Here is a 16931-nt window from a genome sequence, read left to right on the forward strand (position 1 = left end):
ATCAAGAACGGTACCGCGAACCCCGCCGGTGACTCGACGGGGTTTTCCGCGGCCCGGGTGGGACGGGTTCTCCCGCCGGCCCCGGGCGCGGCTCGCGGCCCTGGACACGGCCGTGCCGGCCGACGGGAGTGGTCCCGCCGGCCGGCACGGGGTGTCTGCGGCGTTACGCCCGCGGCTTCTCGCGGAGCTCGTACGTCGCGATGACGTCGTCGATCTTGATGTCGTTGAAGTTTCCGAGGTTGATACCACCCTCGTAGCCTTCGCGGATCTCGGTGACGTCGTCCTTGAAGCGGCGCAGACCCTCGATGTTGAGGTTCTCCGCGATGACCTTGCCGTCGCGGAGCAGGCGCGCCTTGGTGTTGCGCTTGACCTCGCCGGACCGGATGAGCACACCAGCGATGTTGCCCAGCTTGGACGAACGGAAGACCTCGCGGATCTCCGCCGTGCCGAGCTCGACCTCCTCGTACTCCGGCTTGAGCATGCCCTTGAGGGCCGCCTCGATCTCCTCGATCGCCTGGTAGATGACCGAGTAGTACCGGACGTCCACACCCTCGCGCTCGGCCATCTGCGCGGCACGCCCAGCGGCGCGCACGTTGTAGCCGATCACGATGGCGTCGGAGCCCATGGCCAGGTCGATGTCCGACTCCGTGACCGCACCCACACCGCGGTGCAGCACGCGGATGTCGACCTCTTCGCCGACGTCGAGCTGGAGCAGCGAGGACTCGAGAGCCTCGACCGCACCGGACGCGTCGCCCTTGATGATGAGGTTGAGCTGCTGGACCTCGCCGGCCTTGAGCACCTTGTCCAGGTCCTCGAGCGAGACGCGGCGGACGCGCTTGGCGAACGCGGCGTTGCGCTCACGGGCGGCGCGCTTCTCCGCGATCTGACGGGCCGTACGGTCCTCGTCCACCACGATGAAGTTGTCGCCCGCACCCGGGACGTTGGTCAGACCCAGGACCTGCACCGGCGTCGACGGACCGGCCTCGGCCACGTTGTTGCCGTTGTCGTCGAGCATCGCCCGGACGCGGCCGTACGCGTCGCCGACCACCATGGTGTCGCCGACCCGCAGCGTGCCTCGCTGGACGAGCACCGTCGCCACGGCACCGCGGCCGCGGTCGAGGCGGGACTCGATCGCGATGCCCTGCGCGTCCTGCTGCGGGTTGGCCCGCAGGTCGAGCGAGGCGTCGGCGGTCAGGACGACCGCTTCCAGCAGCGAGTCGATGTGCAGACCCTGCTTGGCGGAGATGTCGACGAACATCGTGTCGCCGCCGTACTCCTCGGCCACCAGGCCGTACTCGGTCAGCTGACCGCGCACCTTGGTCGGGTCGGCGCCCTCGACGTCGATCTTGTTGACCGCGACCACGATCGGCACGTCGGCCGCCTTGGCGTGGTTGAGCGCCTCGACCGTCTGCGGCATGACGCCGTCGTTGGCCGCGACGACCAGGATGGCGATGTCCGTCGACCGGGCACCGCGGGCACGCATGGCGGTGAACGCCTCGTGACCCGGGGTGTCGATGAAGGTGATCGCGCGGTCCTCGCCGTTGACCTCGGTCGCGACCTGGTAGGCACCGATGTGCTGGGTGATGCCGCCGGCCTCGCCCGCGATGACGTTCGTCTTGCGGATGGCGTCGAGCAGTCGGGTCTTTCCGTGGTCGACGTGACCCATGACGGTGACGACCGGCGGCCGGACGACCAGGTCCTCCTCGCCGCCCTCGTCCTCGCCGAACTCCAGGTCGAAGGACTCGAGCAGCTCGCGGTCCTCCTCCTCGGGGCTGACGATCTGAACCGTGTAGTTCATCTCGCCGGCGAGGAGCTGGAGCGTCTCGTCGGACACGGACTGCGTGGCCGTGACCATCTCGCCCAGGTTCATCATGACCGCGACGAGCGACGCCGGGTTGGCGTTGATCTTCTCGGCGAAGTCGGTGAGCGACGCACCGCGCGACAGGCGAATGGTCTCGCCGTTGCCGCGAGGCAGCATCACGCCGCCGACCGACGGGGCCTGCATGGCCTCGTACTCCTGGCGCCTCTGCCGCTTCGACTTGCGGCCACGACGCGCGGGACCGCCGGGACGGCCGAAGGCGCCCTGCGTGCCACCACGGCCACCGGGACCACCGGGACGGCCGCCGAAGCCGGGACGGCCACCGCCGCCACCGCCGAAGCCGCCGCCACCGCCGGGACGACCGGCGAAGCCGCCGCCACCACCGGGACGACCGGCACCGCCGCCGCCACCGGGACGACCGGCGAAGCCGCCGCCGCCACCGGGACGACCGGCACCGCCGCCGCCACCGGGACGACCCGCACCACCCGGACCACGACCGCCGCCACCGGGGCCGGGACGCGGGCCGGCAGCGGGACGCTGCGGCATCATGCCGGGGTTCGGACGCGGACCGCCGGGACGCGGACCGCCCTGCGGACGGGGCATCGAGCCCGGGGTCGGGCGGGGACCGCCCGGAGCCTGCGGACGCGGACCGCCGCCCTGGGCACCGGGGCCCTGCGGACGGGGACCGGCGCCGGGGGCACCGGGGCCGCCGGGACGCGCGCCCTGCGGACGCGGCGCCTGCGGACGCGCCATGCCGGTGGAGCCACCGGACGTGAAGGGGTTGTTGCCCGGACGCGGACCGGCCGGACGACCGCCCGGACGCGCACCCTGGCCACCGGGACGCGCGGCACCCTGGCCGGGACGCGCACCCTGGCCCTGGCCCTGACCCGGGCCGGGACGGCCACCGGGCTTGGGGGCACCGGGACGGGCACCACCGGGCTTCGGCGCGGCCGGAGCCGGAGCCGACGGCGGAGCGGTGAACTCCGGCGTGGTGGGCGCGGCCGGAGCCGGACGCGGCGCGGGCTTGGGACCCGGCACCGGACGCGGGCCGGGAGCCGGCGCGGACGCCGACGGGACCGCGGGCTGCGCCGGGGCGGGCCTGGGCGCGGCCGCCGGCTTGGGCGCGGCGGGACGCTCGCCCGCCGGCTTGGCGGCACGAGAGGGACCCCCGGCCTGCGCCGGCGAGGGCGCGGCGGGCCTGGGGGCGGCCTTCTTCGGGGCACCCGGCTTCGCGGCGGACCTGCCGCTGCCGTTGCCCTGCTGGAAGGCGTCAGTCAGTTTGCGTACTACGGGCGCCTCGATCGTCGAGGAAGCCGATCGGACGAATTCACCGAGTTCCTGGAGCTTGGCCATGACGACCTTGCTCTCCACACCGAACTCCTTGGCGAGTTCGTATACCCGGACCTTAGCCACTTCGCTCCTTTGAGGTCCGGGTTGCGGCCGGACCGTCGCTAGTTCATGGGCGTACTCATCGCGTACTCATCGAGTGCTCATCGCAATCTCGACCTGCTTTCGACTCGCGAGGTACCAGGCCGCACGGGGACTTCCGTACGACACGTTTTCCTTGCCGTGTTGCCTCAGCAGCAACCTTGTGCCTGCTCGACGTACCGGCGCAACGCCATTACGTCGAGCGGTCCCGGGACGCGGAGCGCCCGGGGAAACGCCCGGCGGCGCACCGCCTGGTCGAGACAGACCGGGGCGGGGTGTACATACGCACCCCGGCCGGGCAGCGTACCGCGAGGATCGGGGACGCATTCACCCTCGACCACCACGGTCCGCAACAGTTCGATCTTGGCCGCTCGCTCCCGGCATCCCACACAGGTACGCTCAGGGCATGCGCGGGCACGCGTCCGGCCAGACACAGCTCAGTCTACCTCCCCGCACCGACCTCACCCCCGCGGGGCAGAGATCGAACGGCTGTTGTCGTATTCCAAGCGACCTGCGGCTCGGATCCATTCCCTCCGTACGGGTGAACTGCCCCGCGCGTCCGGGTGAACTCGTCCGCGGTCGCGCCAGGACGGCTACTCGGGTGCCCGCTCGGACGGCTGCTCGGTGTCCGGGCGGATGTCGATCCGCCAACCGGTGAGCCGGGCCGCCAGCCGGGCGTTCTGGCCCTCCTTGCCGATCGCCAGCGAGAGCTGGTAGTCCGGCACGGTGACGCGGGCCGAGCGGGCGGCCAGGTCCACGACGTCCACCTTGGAGACACGGGCCGGCGACAGCGCGTTGGCCACCATCTCGGCCGGGTCGTCCGACCAGTCGACGATGTCGATCTTCTCGCCGTTCAGCTCGCCCATCACGTTGCGCACCCGGCCGCCCATGGGGCCGATGCAGGCGCCCTTGGCGTTGAGGCCCGAACGGGTGGACCGTACGGCGATCTTGGTGCGGTGACCGGCCTCACGGGCGATCGCGGCGATCTCCACGGAGCCGTCGGCGATCTCCGGGACCTCCAGGGCGAAGAGCTTCTTCACCAGGTTCGGGTGCGTACGGGACAGCGTCACCGAGGGGCCGCGGACGCCCTTGGCGACCCGGACCACGTACGACCGCAGCCGCATGCCGTGCGGGTAGGTCTCGCCCGGGACCTGCTCCTGCACCGGCAGGATGGCCTCCAGCTTGCCGATGTCCACCAGCACGTTCTTCGGGTCGCGGCCCTGCTGGACCACCCCGGTGACGATGTCGCCCTCGCGGCCGGCGTACTCGCCGAGCGTCGCGTCGTCCTCGGCGTCGCGCAGCCGCTGCAGGATGACCTGCTTGGCGGTGGTGGCGGCGATACGGCCGAAGCCGGACGGGGTGTCGTCGAACTCGCGGGGCTCCTGGCCCTCCTCGAGGTCCTGGGGGTCCTCCTTCGCCCACACCGTCACGTGCCCGGTCTGCCGGTCGAGCTCCACGCGCGCGTGGCGGCGGCTTCCCTCGGTGCGGTGGTAGGCGATGAGGAGGGCCGACTCGATCGCCTCGACCAGCAGGTCGAAGGAGATCTCCTTCTCTCGTACCAAGCCCCGCAGGGCACTCATGTCGATGTCCACGGCTACGCCTCCTCTTCCTTCTGGTCCTTGCGGTTGAACTCGACCTGCACCCGCGCCCTGACGACGTCCGGGAAGCCGAGCCTGCGGGTCGTGGGCCTGCGCCCCTTCACTCCGGGCACTTCGAGGTCGAGCCCTTCGTCGTCGACCTCGAGGATCCTGGCCACCAGCTCGCCGTCGTCGGCCAGCTGGAACTTCGCCAGCCGGCCCGTGGCGCGCACGTAGTGCCGGTGTTCCGTGAGGAGGCGCTCCGCGCCCGGGGTGCCGACCTCGAGGGTGTACTCGCCCTCGCCCATCGCGTCCGTCTCGTCCAGCCTCGCCGAGAGCGCACGGCTCACATCGGCGATCCGGTCCAGGTCGGCCCCGGTGTCGGAGTCGACGACGACGCGCAGCACACGCTTGCGTCCTACGGAGTCCACGGCGATCTCTTCGAGATCCAGGCCCTGGGAGGTGACGAGCGGTTCCAGCAGTTCCCGCAGCCTCTCGCTCTGGGTGGTGCTCATCCGGGTGACTCCTCGGCCGCGTGTGCTGTTGTGGGTTGGTCGCGTGTCTGGTCAAAGGGTATCCGGTCCGCAGGGGTGTTGCCGTCCACCTGGGGAGCGGCGGTGCCGCTGAGTGAAGGGTGCGCGGGGCGCGGGTACCGTGATCACGGGCGAGCCGCCCCTGCCCCTCCCGTCCATTTCGTTCGTACGCACCCGAGGACGTCTGCCGTGCCGTTCCCCTCATCTCCGCGCGTCCTGACAGGTCCACGCAGAAGGAGCCTGCTCGCCTCGGCCGCGGGGGCCGCCCTGCTCGTGGGCTGCTCCACCGGTTCCGACTCCGGCGGTGCGGGCGAGTCCCCGTCGCCCGACGAGCGGGTACGCGCGCGTGCGGCACGTGACAGCGAGGAGCTGGCGCGGCGGTACGACGCGGTGATGGCCGCCCATCCGGCGCTTGCGGAGCGGCTGCGGCCGCTGCGCGCGCAGGTCGCGGCGCACGTGGAGGCGTTCGGCGGCACGGCGAAGGCCTCGCCCGGCGTGACGGCGCCGACCGCGCCGCCGTCGGGCTCGACCGCAGCGCCGACGGGCTCGGCGACGCCCGAGGGCTCCGGCTCGCCCGACGGGTCGCGGGCACCGGCGGGAGCCGAGGCCTCCGGCTCTCCCGCCGCCCAGCAGACCGCGAAGTCCGCCCTGGCCGGGCTCGCGGCGGCCGAGCGCTCCCTGTCCGACCGGCGCACCGCCGTCCTGATCCAGGTGCCCGGCGAACTGGCCCGCCTGCTCGCCTCCGTGGCGGCGGCCGGGGCCGCCCACGCGTATCTCCTGACGGAAGGTGACAAGTGAGCCAGGTGACGGACCGGCGGCGGCGCGAGGCCCTGCAGGCGGCGCTCGCCGCCGAGCACGCGGCCGTGTACGGGTACGGCGTCGTCGGAGGCCGGATCGGCGAGGGCCGGCAGGCCGAGGCGCGGTCGGCGTACGACGCCCATCGGGCGCGGCGGGACGCCCTGGTGCGCGAGGTCCGGGACCTGGGCGGGCAGCCGGTGGCCGCGGCGGCCGCCTACGCTCTGCCGTTTCCGGTGCCGGACTCGGCGGCGGCGGTACGGTTCGCCGCCGAGCTGGAGGGACGCGTGGCCGGGGTGTACTCCGACCTGGTCCGGGCGAGCGGGGGCGAGCGGCGCCGGGAGGCCGCCGGGGCGCTGCGCGAGGCGGCGGTCCGGGCGGTGCGCTGGCGCGGGGAGAGCGTAGCCTTCCCTGGTCTCGCCGAACGGGCCGGCGCGGCGGGCACGCCCACGGCCTCGACGTCACCGACGCCGTAGGGATCCCGCCGGCGGGCGCGGACGGGAGGAACGGAGCGGCACAGGAGGCGCCCACGGCGCATGGCGGCAGACGCACGGCGACCGCGAGGACCGCCGGGAACGCTGGGACCGCCGGGAACGCTGGGACCGCTGAGAACGCTGTGAACGCTGAGAACGCGTCCAGGAAGTCAGGAAGGAACGACTCGCGCATGGCTTTCGAACCGCCGCGTCGTCTGGTGCGGGCGCTGGGTGAGACCGCTCCGGACGGGGACGAGTGGCTGGAGAAGCTGCCCGGACTGGCGCGGCAGGCCGTGGAACTGCGCGAACTGACCGTCGAGCGGGTGCAGATGCCCGGCGGACGCAGCAGCCTCGTCGTGCTGGTACGGACGGCGGACGGAACGCCGGCCGTGCTGAAGCTGGCCCCTGCCCGGGCCCGTCCGGAGAGCGAGCGGGCCGCGCTCGCCCACTGGGGCGGGCGGGGCGCCGTGCAGCTGCTGGAGGACGCTCCGGCCGGTCCTGTTCCGGGCGAGGGCGTGCTGCTGCTGGAGCGGCTGCACCCGGAGGTGTCGGTGCGGTCACTGCCGGAGGCGAGGGCGCTGCTGGAGGCGGCGGGCACGCTGCGGCGGCTGTGGGTCGAGCCGCCCGCGGGGCATTCCTTCGAGACGGTCGAGGAGCGGACCGGGCGGCAGGCCGAGGCGATGCGGGCGAGCGCGGAGGCCGACGCGGAGGTCGCGCCGCTGGTCGAGGCGGCGCTCACGGCCCGTACGGAACTGCTGGCCGCGCCGCCCGAACGGCGGTTGCTGCACGGCACGTTCCGGCAGAGCAAGGTGCTCGCCGGGGACCGGATGCCGTGGCTGGCGGTGGGCCCGGACCCGGTGGTCGGCGAGGCCGCCTTCGACCTGGCGCGGCTGGTCCGGGACCGGGTGGAGGACCTGATCGCCTCGCCGTCCGGCGCCGCCACCACCCGGCGCCGCATCAAGCGGCTGGCGGAGTCCCTGGAGGTCGACCGCGACCGCCTGCGCGGCTGGACCCTCTTCCGAGCCGTGGAATCCGGCGCCCGCGCCCGCCGCGTGGGCCGCCCGAAGGACGCGGAACTCCTCCTGGAATTCGCCACCTGGCTCTGACCGGCATCCGCGTCCGGCCGGAGAGGATCGGTGGGTGCGGAGCCCGGTACGGCAAGCCGTGTCCTGCGGCCTGCGCACCCGGCCCCGCGTGCCCGTGCCGCTATGCGGTGAGGCGGGTGAGGGCTTCCTCGATCGAAAGCTCCTCACGCTCGCCGGTGCGGCGGTCCTTCAGTTCGACGACGCCCTCGCCCGCGCGGCGGCCGACGACCAGGATCTGCGGGACGCCGATGAGCTCGGAGTCGGTGAACTTCACGCCCGGGGAGACACCGGCCCGGTCGTCGACCAGGACGCGGACGCCCGCCGCGGCGAGCTTCTGGGAGACCTCCAGGGCGACCTCGGTCTGCAGGGCCTTGCCGGCGGCGACCACGTGCACGTCGGCCGGGGCGACCTCCTTGGCCCAGATCAGGCCCTTGTCGTCGGCGTGCTGCTCGGCGAGGGCCGCGACCGCGCGGGACACGCCGATGCCGTAGGAGCCCATGGTGACGCGGACCGGCTTGCCGTTCTGGCCGAGGACGTCGAGCTTGAGGGCGTCGGCGTACTTGCGGCCGAGCTGGAAGATGTGGCCGATCTCGATGGCCCGGTCCAGCTTGAGGCCGGTGCCGCACTTCGGGCAGGGGTCGCCGTCCTGCACGACCACGACGTCGACGTACTCGTCGACCTCGAAGTCGCGGCCGGCGACCACGTTCTTCGCGTGCGTGTGCTCCTTGTTGGCGCCGGTGATCCAGGCCGTTCCGGGTGCCACACGCGGGTCGGCGATGTACTTGACCTTGCCCAGGCCCTGGGGACCGACGTAGCCGCGGACCAGGTCGGGACGGCCCACGAAGTCCTCGGCGGTGACCAGTTCGACGGCGGCCGGGGCGAAGTGCGCCTCGACCTTGCCCAGGTCCACCTCGCGGTCGCCCGGGACGCCGACGGCGACGATCTCCCCGTCGACCTTGACGAGCAGGTTCTTCAGCGTGGCGGAGGCCGGCACGCCGAGGGAGGCGGCGAGGGTCTCGATGGTCGGGGTGTCCGGGGTGGGGATCTCCTCGGCCGCGGGCACGGCGGAGCCGTCCACCGGCACCAGCTCGTACTCGATCGCCTCGGTGTTGGCGGCGAAGTCGCAGTTCGGGCAGTCGGCGAAGGTGTCCTCGCCCGCCGCGGCCGGGGCGAGGAACTCCTCGGACTTGGAGCCGCCCATCGCGCCCGCGGTCGCGGCGCAGATCCGGTAGTCCAGGCCGAGGCGGTCGAAGATCCGCTGGTAGGCCTGACGGTGCTGGGCGTAGGACTCGGCGAGGCCCTCGTCGGCGAGGTCGAAGGAGTAGGAGTCCTTCATCAGGAACTCACGCCCGCGCAGGATGCCCGCGCGGGGCCGGGCCTCGTCGCGGAACTTGGTCTGGATCTGGTAGAGGATGACCGGCAGGTCCTTGTAGGAGGTCGCCTGGTCCTTCACCATCAGCGTGAAGATCTCCTCGTGGGTCGGCCCGAGGAGGTAGTCGCCGCCCTTGCGGTCCTTCAGGCGGAACAGCTCGGCGCCGTACTCGTCCCAGCGGCCGGTGGCCTCGTACGGCTCGCGGGGCAGCAGCGCGGGCAGCAGCACCTCCTGGGCGCCGATGGCGTCCATCTCCTCGCGGACGATCCGCTCCACGTTGGCGAGGACCTTCTTGCCGAGCGGCAGCCAGGTCCAGATCCCGGCGGCGGTGCGCCGTACGTAACCCGCGCGGACCAGCAGCTTGTGGCTCAGGACCTCGGCGTCCGCCGGGTCGTCGCGCAGCGTCTTCGCCAACAACTGGGACATGCGCTGGACCGGTGCGTTGGCCATGGTTCTCGTACTCCTGCCGTGGTGGCCCCCCGCCCGGGCGAGGCCGGGAGTGGGGGAAGCTGATGGCTAGGAGGTTAGCCGGGCTTGCCGCGCCGGTGGAAATCGGTTAAAGCCGACCCGGCGCCGGGTCCGGACGGCGGCGCAGCGGCAGCGGGGCGCCCATCACGGCGTACGGTTTCGGCGCGCTGGGGAAGAGCACCTGGCGGGCGAGGTCCTCGTAGCCCAGGGAGTGGTAGAGGCCGCGGGCCGGGCTGTCGGTGTCGATCGCGGAGAGGATCGAGCGGGGCTCGCTGGCGCTGTCGGTGATGGTGGTGATCAGGGCCCGTCCGATACCGCGGTTCTGGTGGCTCGGGTGGACGTGCAGTTCGGTGATCACGAAGGAGTCGTCGAGCCAGTCGTCGTGGCCGCGGGCGCGCAGATAGGGCTGGACGACGGTGGACCACCAGTGGGTGCGGTCGTTGGGCATGCCGTAGACGAATCCGACGAGCCGGCCGTCGGCCGTGGTGGCGCCGAGGGCGCGGGCCCCCCGGCAGGTCATGTGGCGCAGCACGATCTGCCGGCGTACGGCCACCTCGTCGGCGCCGAGGCCGAAGGCGACGGCCTGCACGGAGAGCGCCTCGTCGACATGGGCCGGCAGGTCGAGGGGGCCGATCACGACGTCGTCGCAGCGGCGGTGTCCGTGATCGGGGAAGTGCGCCATGCCCGGAGACTACAGGGCGTGCACGGGGCGCTGAACAGCTCAGTGAGACGCAGGTCAGAACAGCACGCTCATGAACGCGCCGACCTCGCGGAAGCCCGCCCTCAGGTAGGTGCGCCGGGCCGCGGTGTTGAAGTCGTTCACGTACAGGCTGACCACCGGGGCCACGTCGGCCAGCGCGTAGCGCAGGACCGCGGCCATGCCAGGTCCCGCCAGACCGCGGCCGCGGTACTCGGGGGCCACCCATACGCCCTGGATCTGGCAGGCCTCGGGGGTGGCGGCGCCGACCTCGGCCTTGAACATCACCTTGCCGTACTCGTCGAGGCGGGCGAAGGAGCGTCCGGAGCCGACGAGTTCGGCGACCCGGGCCTGGTAGAGCAGGCCTCCGTCACCGGCGAGCGGGGAGACCCCGACCTCCTCGGTGAACATCGCCACGCAGGCCGGCATGATCGTCTCCATCTCGTCCTTGCGGATGCGGCGGACGTAGGGATCGGGGGCGATGCCGGCGGGCATGCGGTCGGTGGCCATGAGCGGCTGGTGGGCGCGGATCTCGCGGGCGGGGCCCCAGCCGGGTTCCAGGAGCCGCCACAGCTGGGCGGTGGGTTCGGCCGGTCCGACGATGGAGGAGCAGCGGCGGCCGGCCCGGCGGGCGCGGTCGGCGAAGGCCCGGACGGCCCTGGGGGTGGCGCAGATCAGGACGAGGTTGGCGCCCGCGTAGCACAGGGACGTCAATATGCCGTTCTCGTACCAGCCCCACATCTCGCCGCCGAGCCGCCACGGGTCGAGTCCGGCGACCTGTACGCGGGACGCCACGAAGGCGTTCGCGACCGGCTCACGGCCGAGGACCGCGAGCGCGGCGTCGAGGTCGCTCGGTCCGAGGACCGTGGTGGTCGTCTGGGTCAACACGTCGGCGGGGCCTCACCACGAGGATCTACTGGTTCCCGCACTGTACCTGCCAGGAACGGGGGACGCCGCCCGGCGGTGAACAGCGCCGGACGGCGTCCCCCTGCTCGTGGGGACGGCCGCCGCCTACGCGGACCGGTCGTCCTTGACACGGGTCACCAACTGGGTGGGGTTGACGAAGCGCAGCGCGACGACCAGCAGCACGAGCATCGACAGCGTGTACATCACGGCCATCGCGTCGATGGACTGCTGGGTGCGGATACCGGCCGAGAACACGGCGTAGTAGAGCGCCACGACGAGGGTCTGGCTGTCCGGACCCGCGGTGAGGAAGGTGAGTTCGAACATGCCGACCGTGCGGACCAGGACCAGTACGGAGGCGGCGAGGATGCCCGGCACCAGCAGCGGCGCGAGGACGCGCAGCAGGACGGAGCCGGTCCGGGCCCCGCACATCCGGGCGGCCGCCTCGATCCTGGGGTCGATCTGCTCGATGAACGGGGTCATCGTCAGGACGACGAACGGCACCGACGGCACGAGGTTCGCCAGCACCACCCCGGTGAGGGTCCCGGCGAGCTGGAACTTGTACAGGACGGTGGCCAGCGGGATGCCGTAGGTGAGGGGCGGCACCAGGATCGGCAGCACGAACAGCAGCAGCACCGCCTTCTTGCCGGGGAAGTCCCGCCGGGCCAGGGCGTAGGCGGCCGGCACTCCGATCACCACGGACAGGACGACGACGAGCACGGACACCAGCGCCGTCGTCCAGAAGACCTGGCCGAGCTGGAACTCCCGCCAGGCGGAGCCGTACCACTTCGTCGTCCAGCCCTCCGGCAGCCAGCTGGTGAACCAGCGGGTGCCCAGGGAGTCGACGAGCGGGACGCCGATGACTCCGGCGAGCTGGAGGAAGAAGAACCCGAAGACGACGGCGGCGATCCAGGTGCCGGGTCGGATCCCGCGCCACCAGGACGGCGCGGCCGGGTCCGTGACGGCGTCCGCCGCGGGGTCCTGGACGAGGTCGGCCATCAGCCCTTGCCTCCCGTCGCCCCTCGGTACAGCAGCGACCGCCAGGCGAGCACCAGGACGACGACCGCGAGCATCACCGCGGCCATGATCATGGCGATGGCGGAACCGAGGGAGTAGTCGAATTTCTGGAACGCCGCCTGGTACGCCTCGATCGAGATGACGTGCGTGGACTTGCGCGGGTCACCGACCAGTTGGGCGGACGGGAACACCGCGAACGCCAGGACGAACGACAGGCAGAAGGTGATGGCCAGACCCGGCGCGAGCAGCGGCAGGAGCACGTACCGCAGCCGTTTGCGCCAGTCCGCGCCGAGCGTCGCCGCGGCCTGCTCCAGGCTGGGGTCGATACCGGTCAGGTACGACAGCGTCAGCAGGTAGGAGAAGGGGAAGCCGGTGATGATCAACGAGGCCAGCACACCCCAGTAGTTGTGCACGAGGGCGAGCGGCTCGTCGACGATGCCGAGCCCCAGCAGGGCCTTGTTGAACCAGCCGTTGGGGCCTAGGTAGCCGAGCAGGCCCTGCGCGGTGAGGACCGTCCCGAGAGTGATCGGCATGACCAGCAGCGTGGTGATCAGCCGTCGGCCGCGGAACGCCCCGCGGGTGCGGAACGCGACCGGTACGGCGGCAAGGCAGTTGATCAGCGCGGCGGGCACGGCCAGCCCGAGCGTGATCCACAGGGTCTCGCGCAGGTACGGATCGCTGAAGAAGAGCCGGTAGTTGGCGAACGGCCCCCCGCCCTGGGCGGGTTGGAAGGACAGTCCGAGACCGTAGAAGAACGGGTAGCAGAACAGCACGGCGAGGACGAGCACGCCCGGGACCGCGAGGAGCAGAAGGCGGTCGATCCCGCGCTCGGCCAGGCGGTGGCGCAGCGCGGGCCGGGCGGCCGGGGGTTCCGGTGGCGCGGGCTGCGGCGCCGCGCGGGTGTCGGTGGCGCTCATGTGGCCACCTGCCTCGGGGTGTCCCGCGCCTCCCGCGGCTTGTGCGCGGGCCCCGCCGCGTCCTGGTCCGCCGGTGCGGCCGCCGGGTTCCGCGGATGGTGGGAGTCCGGCTCCCCGGCCTCGGGGGCGGACGGCCCGCCCTCGGCACCGGGGCCGTGGGACGGCCCGTCACCGCGGTCGCCCGGCTGTCCGTCGCCGTCCTCGGCGGCGAAGACGAGGACCCGGTCGGGCGGTGCGACGAGCCGTACCGCGTCGTCGGGCGCGAGCCGCTTCCCGGTGCGGAAGTGGACCCGGCGCCCGTCGGTCAGCCGTGCCTGTACGGCGAGTTCGCGTCCGTGGTACTCGACGACCTCGACCGTCGCGGGCAGTCCCGGCGTACCGGAGGTGCCATCGGGTTCGTCCCCGCTCACCGCGTCCAGGTCCTCGGGGCGGATGGCCGCCGTGACGCGGCCGCCGGCCGCGACGCCGTCACGGTCGAGCCCGACGAGCGGGCTGCCCGCGATGTCGACCACCACATGGGGGCCGCGGGTGCCGGTGACGGTGGCGTCGAGCAGGGTGCGGTAGCCCATGAAGGAGGCGACATAGCGGTTGGCCGGGCGGCTGTAGACCCCCTCCGGGGTGCCGATCTGCTGGGTGCGGCCGTCGCGCAGCACGACGAGCCGGTCCGCCAGGGAGAGGGCCTCCTCCTGGTCGTGCGTGACGTACACGGTGGTCAGTCCGAGCCGCTGGTGCAGGCGGCGGATCTCCGCCCGCATCTCCAGGCGCAGTGCGGCATCGAGGTTGGACAGCGGTTCGTCCATCAGCACCAGCCGCGGTTCCAGGACGATGGCGCGGGCGATGGCGACCCGCTGCTGCTGGCCGCCGGAGAGCTGGCCGGGCCGCTTGTGGGCGTGGGCGGTCAACTGCACCATGTCCAAGGCCTTGTTGACCCGTTCGGCGGCCTCGGCCTTGGGGACCTTGGCCATCTTCAGGCCGAAGCCGACGTTGTTCCTGACAGTCATGTGCGGGAACAGGGCGTAGTTCTGGAAGACCATGCCGAACCCGCGCCGTTCCGGGGCGAGTCGGTCGATGCGTTCGCCGTCGAGGAAGATTTGGCCGCCGGTCAGCGGCAGCAGTCCGGCCAGGCAGTTGAGGGCAGTGGACTTTCCGCATCCGGAGGGGCCGAGCAGCGCCACGAACTCGCCGCCCGCGATCTCCAGGTCCAGTCCCCGCAGCGCCTGGTGCCCGCCGAAGCTGCGGGTGACTCCGTCCAGGCGCAGGGCCGAGATACGGGCCCCCGTCACTGGCCGGCCACCTGGCGGTTCCACAGGTCGAACGCCTTGACCTGCGCCTGAGAGGACAGCGACGGCTTCTTCGGGAACTGGTCGATCCAGGTGTCGAACTCGGGGACGCCGTACTCCTTGACGACCTGCTGGGACTTGGCGGGCGCCATCGACAGGGGCACGTCCTTGACGGCGGGGCCCGGGTAGAAGTAGCCGTCGTCGTAGGCCTTCGCCTGCTGCTCGGGGGTGAGCATCCAGTGCAGCAGGTTGAGCACCGCGGACATCTTGTCGGCGCTGACGCCGTTGGGAACCACGGCGTACTGGGCGTCGGTCACCCAGGTCATGTCGTCGAAGTGGCCGGCCTTCATCTTCTTGGGCACGGTGCCGAGCGCACGCGGGTTGATGTACCAGCCCGTGGTGCTCATGATCATGTCAACTTGACCGGTGGCCAGGTTCTTCATCGTCTCGGACGTGCCCGAGGCGTACACGTCGACGTACTTGTCGAGCTCCTTCAGATACGCCCACGTCTTGTCCCACCCCTTCTCGGGATCGGACGGGTCCTTGTCGCCGAGGAGGTACGGCAGCCCCATCAGCCAGGTGCGGCCGGGACCCGAGTTGGCGGGGTCGGCGTACTGGAAGCGCTTGGGGTGCGCCTTGGCCCAGTCGAGGAGTTGCTGCGGGCTCTTCGGCGGGTTCGGCACCTTGGCCGGGTCGTACTCGAACAGCGGCCCCGACGGGTAGTACACGACGGCCGTGCCCTTGCCCTGCGCCAGCTTCGCCATCTCCGCCGCCGGCGGCAGGTAGTCCGGATTGCCGATGGCGTCCTGGTGCGTGGACATGTCCGCCCAGAGGTCCTGCTCAAGACCTGCGGCGAGGCCGTCGGTACCGGTGAGCACCATGTCGATCTGGACGCGGCCGGCCTGCTGCTGCGCCTTGATCTTGCCGGCGAGTTCCGGAGCCGGCGCCTTGGAGTACGAGACCTTGCTGACGATCTCCGGGTGCGTCTTCTGGAACTCGTCGATCATGCCCTGGGTCAGCTGGAGGTTCCCGGCGACGTCGAGGATCTCCAGCGAGACCGGCTTGCTGGGCTTGTCCGGCACCTTCCGGGTGGACTGCCCCTTGTCCCCCGACGACTGACTGCTCGGCGCGCTGCATCCGACCACCGTGACCGCGAGCAACAAGCCGGCGGCGACGAGGCGCTGAACGGACGGCATACGAAGACTGGCTCTGTGGACGGTGCGGGACACAGCAGCAACTCCCTGCGGGCGTCGGCCCGATATCGTCAGCGACGGTGAGGAAACGCTTTCTCGGCCTTGTGCCCGAACAAAATCCTGCCCGCCATCGGATCTGTCAAGAAGGTGCGCCGGTCGAAAAACGGATGTGCAGGTCAACCGGGATGGACTCGCACTCGATGTCGTCCTCGCCGGCCATCAGCCGCAGCAGCGCCGCACCGGCCGCCTGCCCGAGCCGTCCCCGGGGAATCGCTACCGTGGTCAGCGGCGGCGCCGAGAAGCGCGCCATGTCGATCTCGTCGAATCCGGTCAGCGACACGTCGCCCGGCACCCGCACACCGAGTTCGGCGAACCGCGCGAGCAGACCGAGCGCCACGAAGTCGTTGTAGGCCATCACGGCACTCGCGCCGGTGCCGAGGGCGGCGTCGGCCGCCGCATACCCGTCGTCGGCGGTGGAGCCGCCCTCGACCGTGCGCACGCGCAGCCCGAAGTCCTCGGCGGCGGCGAGGGCGCGCACCCGCTCGTGGTGGGCCCAGGCGCGGCCGGGCCCGGCGACGTAGACGACGTCCCGGTGCCCCAGCTGGGCGAGGTGACCGCAGAGGGCGAGGACGCCGCGGAAGAAGTCGACGGTGATCGCCCGCAGCCCCAGGCCCGGCTCCTGCCGGTTGGTGACCAGGACCGGGGTGTCGCGGCCGGTCAGCGCGACGAGGTCGGCGCGCGGCATGCGCGGGGAGCAGAGCAGCAGGCCGTCGGCGTACCGGACGAGGTCCTCGGCCAGTTCCCGTTCGGCGGCGGGGTCCTCGTTGGAGTCCATGACCAGGACGCGGGACCCGCTGGATCTGGCCACCGTCGAGAGAGCCTTGATGATGTCGTGGAAGTACTGGTTCGCCAGGTCCGGGACGAGCACCCCGAGCGTGCCGGACCGTCCCCGGGCCAGGCCCTGCGCGGCGGCGTTGGGGCGGTAGCCCAGGTCGGCGACGGCCTCGCGGACCCGGTCGGCGAGGTCCGGGGCGACGGTGCCGACCTGGTTGATCACCCGTGAGACGGTCGACACCGAGGCGCCGGAGGCACGGGCCACGTCGGCGATGGTGACGCGTTTCTGCCCCCGGCCGGAGGACCGTCTCGCGGGCCCCTCGCCGCCGTTCCCGGCGCGCTCTCCGGTGCGCCGCGCTGTGGTCATCGCATCCCCCCTGGAGTCGTCCGGTGCCGAGACAGCGATTTCTCAGCCCGCTCGTCAGCAAGTTAGCAGTCACAAGCGAGCGGGAAGAGGGCGTGGACAGCGGCGAAGCACGAACCGTCGCAACATTTCGCTGAAAACGCTTCCCGGAGACCAGGAAGCCCCGCCCTTCAGGG

The 16931-nt window shown here is 72.0% G+C and carries 15 protein-coding genes; 3 read left to right on the top strand and 12 right to left on the bottom strand.

All coding sequences use genetic code 11. The annotated features are described in order from the left end of the window. Window positions 1-163: 163 nt before the first annotated feature. The 4 genes from infB to rimP all read right to left on the bottom strand — a co-directional run bounded on the left by infB (window position 164) and on the right by rimP (window position 5339). Complete coding sequence (gene infB, locus CG719_RS28830; RefSeq protein WP_100571647.1) at window positions 164-3232, bottom strand: translation initiation factor IF-2; 3069 nt, start codon at window positions 3230-3232, stop codon at window positions 164-166. A 164-nt stretch (window positions 3233-3396) separates the two neighbouring features. Beyond that, window positions 3397-3681: a YlxR family protein gene (locus CG719_RS28835; protein ID WP_100571648.1), complete on the bottom strand. Its 285-nt coding sequence runs from the start codon at window positions 3679-3681 to the stop codon at window positions 3397-3399. A gap of 159 nt (window positions 3682-3840) precedes the next feature. Continuing rightward, window positions 3841-4839: a transcription termination factor NusA gene (gene nusA / locus CG719_RS28840; RefSeq protein ID WP_100571649.1), complete on the bottom strand. Its 999-nt coding sequence runs from the start codon at window positions 4837-4839 to the stop codon at window positions 3841-3843. 2 nt (window positions 4840-4841) lie between these two features. Next, entirely contained in the window at window positions 4842-5339 is a 498-nt protein-coding gene (gene rimP, locus CG719_RS28845) for a ribosome maturation factor RimP (protein WP_100571650.1), read from the bottom strand. 207 nt (window positions 5340-5546) lie between these two features. On the opposite strand from rimP, the gene CG719_RS28850 reads away from it, so the two are divergent. The 3 genes from CG719_RS28850 (at window position 5547) to CG719_RS28860 (ending at window position 7731) form a co-directional block, all read left to right on the top strand. Then, a complete protein-coding gene (locus CG719_RS28850) occupies window positions 5547-6155 on the top strand; it encodes a hypothetical protein (protein WP_100571651.1) in 609 nt (202 codons plus the stop codon). Next, a complete protein-coding gene (locus CG719_RS28855) occupies window positions 6152-6628 on the top strand; it encodes a ferritin-like domain-containing protein (RefSeq protein WP_199836819.1) in 477 nt (158 codons plus the stop codon). The genes CG719_RS28850 and CG719_RS28855 overlap by 4 nt, the downstream gene beginning before the upstream one ends. 188 nt (window positions 6629-6816) lie before the next feature. Continuing rightward, window positions 6817-7731, top strand: coding sequence for an aminoglycoside phosphotransferase family protein (locus CG719_RS28860; RefSeq protein ID WP_100571652.1), 915 nt, complete (start codon window positions 6817-6819; stop codon window positions 7729-7731). A 100-nt stretch (window positions 7732-7831) separates the two neighbouring features. On the opposite strand, the gene CG719_RS28865 is transcribed toward CG719_RS28860, so the two are convergent. The 8 genes from CG719_RS28865 to CG719_RS28900 form a co-directional block, all read right to left on the bottom strand. Continuing rightward, the gene (locus CG719_RS28865; protein ID WP_100571653.1) at window positions 7832-9532 is read right to left on the bottom strand and encodes a proline--tRNA ligase; all 1701 of its coding nucleotides are present in this window, start codon (window positions 9530-9532) and stop codon (window positions 7832-7834) included. 106 nt (window positions 9533-9638) lie between these two features. Then, on the bottom strand, window positions 9639-10232 hold the full coding sequence (locus tag CG719_RS28870) for a GNAT family N-acetyltransferase (protein WP_100571654.1): 594 nt from the start codon (window positions 10230-10232) through the stop codon (window positions 9639-9641). 54 nt (window positions 10233-10286) lie between these two features. Next, complete coding sequence (locus tag CG719_RS28875) at window positions 10287-11135, bottom strand: GNAT family N-acetyltransferase (RefSeq protein WP_100571655.1); 849 nt, start codon at window positions 11133-11135, stop codon at window positions 10287-10289. A 123-nt stretch (window positions 11136-11258) separates the two neighbouring features. Continuing rightward, window positions 11259-12149, bottom strand: coding sequence for an ABC transporter permease (locus CG719_RS28880; protein WP_100571656.1), 891 nt, complete (start codon window positions 12147-12149; stop codon window positions 11259-11261). Beyond that, window positions 12149-13084: an ABC transporter permease gene (locus tag CG719_RS28885; RefSeq protein WP_100571657.1), complete on the bottom strand. Its 936-nt coding sequence runs from the start codon at window positions 13082-13084 to the stop codon at window positions 12149-12151. The genes CG719_RS28880 and CG719_RS28885 overlap by 1 nt, the downstream gene beginning before the upstream one ends. Beyond that, a complete protein-coding gene (locus tag CG719_RS28890) occupies window positions 13081-14367 on the bottom strand; it encodes an ABC transporter ATP-binding protein (protein WP_234375809.1) in 1287 nt (428 codons plus the stop codon). The genes CG719_RS28885 and CG719_RS28890 overlap by 4 nt, the downstream gene beginning before the upstream one ends. Beyond that, window positions 14364-15560 (bottom strand): ABC transporter substrate-binding protein, encoded by a 1197-nt coding sequence (locus CG719_RS28895; RefSeq protein ID WP_100571658.1) that lies wholly within the window; start codon window positions 15558-15560, stop codon window positions 14364-14366. The genes CG719_RS28890 and CG719_RS28895 overlap by 4 nt, the downstream gene beginning before the upstream one ends. Window positions 15561-15696: 136 nt before the next feature. After that, window positions 15697-16758 carry a LacI family DNA-binding transcriptional regulator gene (locus tag CG719_RS28900; RefSeq protein WP_100571659.1) on the bottom strand — a complete coding sequence of 354 codons (1062 nt, stop codon included), beginning with the start codon at window positions 16756-16758 and terminating at the stop codon, window positions 15697-15699. Window positions 16759-16931: the final 173 nt, after the last annotated feature.

Origin of the sequence: Streptomyces sp. CB01373 (assembly GCF_002803075.1) — a bacterium.
Taxonomy (GTDB): domain Bacteria; phylum Actinomycetota; class Actinomycetes; order Streptomycetales; family Streptomycetaceae; genus Streptomyces.